This window comes from Methylocaldum sp. (assembly GCF_039794385.1).
Classification (GTDB): Bacteria; Pseudomonadota; Gammaproteobacteria; order Methylococcales; family Methylococcaceae; genus Methylocaldum.
This window is the reverse complement of the sequence record NZ_JBDIVO010000504.1, coordinates 1-2,591: the sequence shown is the minus strand read 5'-3', so window position 1 is coordinate 2,591 and position 2,591 is coordinate 1. Positions and strand designations below refer to the sequence as shown.

At 56.2% G+C, this 2,591-nt stretch carries 4 protein-coding genes and 1 pseudogene; all 5 read left to right on the top strand.

What is annotated here, in order from left to right:
* On the top strand, nucleotides 1–510 hold a 510-nt coding region (locus ABJK70_RS23410), incomplete at its 5' end, for an undecaprenyl-diphosphate phosphatase (RefSeq protein WP_347259300.1).
* An 84-nt stretch (nucleotides 511–594) separates the two neighbouring features.
* On the top strand, nucleotides 595–1,053 hold the full coding sequence (locus ABJK70_RS23405) for a CBS domain-containing protein (RefSeq protein WP_347259299.1): 459 nt from the start codon (nucleotides 595–597) through the stop codon (nucleotides 1,051–1,053).
* 111 nt (nucleotides 1,054–1,164) lie between these two features.
* Entirely contained in the window at nucleotides 1,165–1,512 is a 348-nt protein-coding gene (gene arsC, locus ABJK70_RS23400; protein WP_347259298.1) for an arsenate reductase (glutaredoxin), read from the top strand.
* 74 nt (nucleotides 1,513–1,586) lie between these two features.
* Nucleotides 1,587–2,186 carry an NAD(P)H:quinone oxidoreductase gene (gene wrbA, locus ABJK70_RS23395; RefSeq protein WP_077732494.1) on the top strand — a complete coding sequence of 200 codons (600 nt, stop codon included), beginning with the start codon at nucleotides 1,587–1,589 and terminating at the stop codon, nucleotides 2,184–2,186.
* 85 nt (nucleotides 2,187–2,271) lie between these two features.
* Nucleotides 2,272–2,591, top strand: a pseudogene (locus ABJK70_RS23390) (DnaA regulatory inactivator Hda); the annotation flags it as partial.

The window sequence follows — 2,591 nt, the reverse complement described above, 5'->3', positions numbered from 1 at the left end:
GCGGGGCTGGCGGCCAACGGTTATGTCGAGACCCAGCTCCGCAATCCGCTGGTCATCGCCGCTAGCACGATAGTGTTCGCCTTGGTACTTTGGCTGGCGCAAAAAGTGAGCGCCGAACGACGTACCGATGCCGACATGAACTGGCAAGATGCTTTGATAGTCGGTCTCTTTCAAGCCGTGGCGCTGATTCCCGGCACATCCCGATCGGGTATCACGATAACCGGCGGTTTGTTCCGCGGCCTGGATCGCAAAGCTGCCGCCCGATTTTCGTTTCTGCTGTCGATCCCGGTAACGGCATTGGCGGGATTACTCAAGGCATACGAGTTATTCGAATCCGACCAGACGGTATCCTGGTGGAACATGTCCCTCGGAGCGCTGCTCTCCGGTATCGTTGCCTACATTACCATTGACTGGTTCCTGAGACTCCTCGATCGTATCGGCATGTTACCCTTCGTGATCTATCGGCTGATTTTGGGCGGCGTGCTGCTTTACATCTTCCTGCCCGGTTAGCGATACCGGCGGTTTTTCCTGCATCCGGCCACTCAAACGGTTAAAATACAAATCCTCCATCAATCTACAGCGCAAAGGATCATCATGTCTGTTGGACAATTCTGTAACCGCGATACGGTCGTCCTAAGAAAAGAAGACTCGATCATCGAAGCGGCCAAACTGATGCGCGAGTTTCACGTCGGCAGCGCCGTAGTCGTAGAGGACTCATCTGAAGGAGCGAAACCCGTCGGCATTGTGACCGATCGCGATCTCGTCGTGGAAATTCTTGCCGCGGAACTGGACCCGAATGCAGTCGTCGTCGGGGATATCATGAGCTACGAACTGATAACGGCCCGCGAAGAAGACGGACTTTGGGAAACCTTGCAGAGAATGCGAGTAAAGGGTGTTCGCCGCATCCCCGTCGTCAATCAGCAGGGCTTGCTGGCCGGCATTCTGACCAGCGACGATCTCCTCGAGATACTCGCCGGCGAACTTACCGAACTGGTTAAAATCATCGGCAAAGAGCAGGAACGGGAACAAAAAACGCGCGGCGGTCTCGGTTAAGCGATCAAGCTTTCCAATTAGGACCGGCAAAACCGAGCACGAGCAATCCGCCGGTCATTTGATGAACCGTAACCTTTCGACGCGCCACGATCGACTTCGAGAGCTATAGCCATGACTGTTACGATTTACCATAACCCCCGCTGCAGTAAATCCCGCGCTACTCTTGAGCTTCTCAAGAGCAAAGGCATCGAGCCCACGATAATCGAATATCTGAAAACACCTCCTAGCGCATCCGAGCTGGAGACCATTCTGGCCAAACTGGGCATGGAGCCCCGCGACTTGATGCGCAAAGGCGAAGCGGCATATAAGGACGCCGGGCTGGATAATCGTGATCTGGATCGCAAAGCATTAATAGGCGCCATGGTGAAAAACCCGATCCTCATCGAGCGGCCTATCGTGCTGGCAAACGAGAAGGCGGCCGTCGGACGTCCGCCGGAGAACGTTTTAAAGATTCTTTAAGACCGGCAAGGTCTCAAGTACTTTGGCGAGTCACTTTGGCTCGCACCTCTTTACTCACGTGTTTCGTCCTTTTCATGGTTGAAGTTCTAATCGTCTACTATAGCCGTTGGGGTTCCACGGCCGAAATGGCCAATCTGATCGCGAGAGGCGTCGAGGAAGTTCCCGGCGCCGTCGCCAAGATTCGTACCGTCCCTGAAGTATCGCCGGTCTGCCAGGCCACCGAGGAGACTATTCCTGAAGCCGGTCCGCCTTACGCAACGATCGACGATCTGAAAAACTGCGATGCACTGGCCTTGGGAAGCCCTACGCACTTCGGCAATATGGCGGCGCCCCTCAAATATTTCATCGACAGTACCAGTTCCTTGTGGTTTTCGGGCGCATTATCCGGTAAACCGGCTGGCGTCTTCACGGCCACTTCGTCCATGCACGCCGGCCAAGAAGCGACGCTGATCACCATGTTATTGCCCCTGCTCCACCATGGCATGGTTCTGGTCGGGATCCCCAGCAGTGAAAGCGCGCTTCTCGAAACCACCAGCGGCGGAACGCCCTACGGACCCAGCCGGCACACCGGGAGTGACAACGCGGTCAGCGACGAAGAGCGGAAACTGTGTCGGGCGTTCGGAGCCCGTTTGGCGCGTGTGGCGCTGGCGCTGAAAGGCGCCCAAGTGAAGTAACTCCTAGTGGTCTTGACTGACGCTTTCGACGGATTGCTTTCGGATATGCTGCAATACGCCGCGACGGTTAAACATTTTTGAACTCATGGCGGAGCAACTCCCCCTGCGCTTCGCTTTCAATCCCGAACTGGGTTTTCTGCAATACCACTCGGGAGCCAACGCCGAAATCGTCGCTCATCTAAAACATGCCGCCAGCGGTCGGGGCGAAACGCTGATTTTTTTGTGGGGTGAACCGGGCACCGGCAAGAGCCACTTGCTCAATGCCTGCTGTCGGGAAGCGTGTCAAAGCGGCTTGTCGGTCTCTTATCTGCCGCTATCCGGCCTCCGCGAGTACGGTCCCGGCGTGCTCGATGGCCTGGAGCATCAGGATCTGGTTTGCCTGGACGATGTCGATTCCGTCGCCGG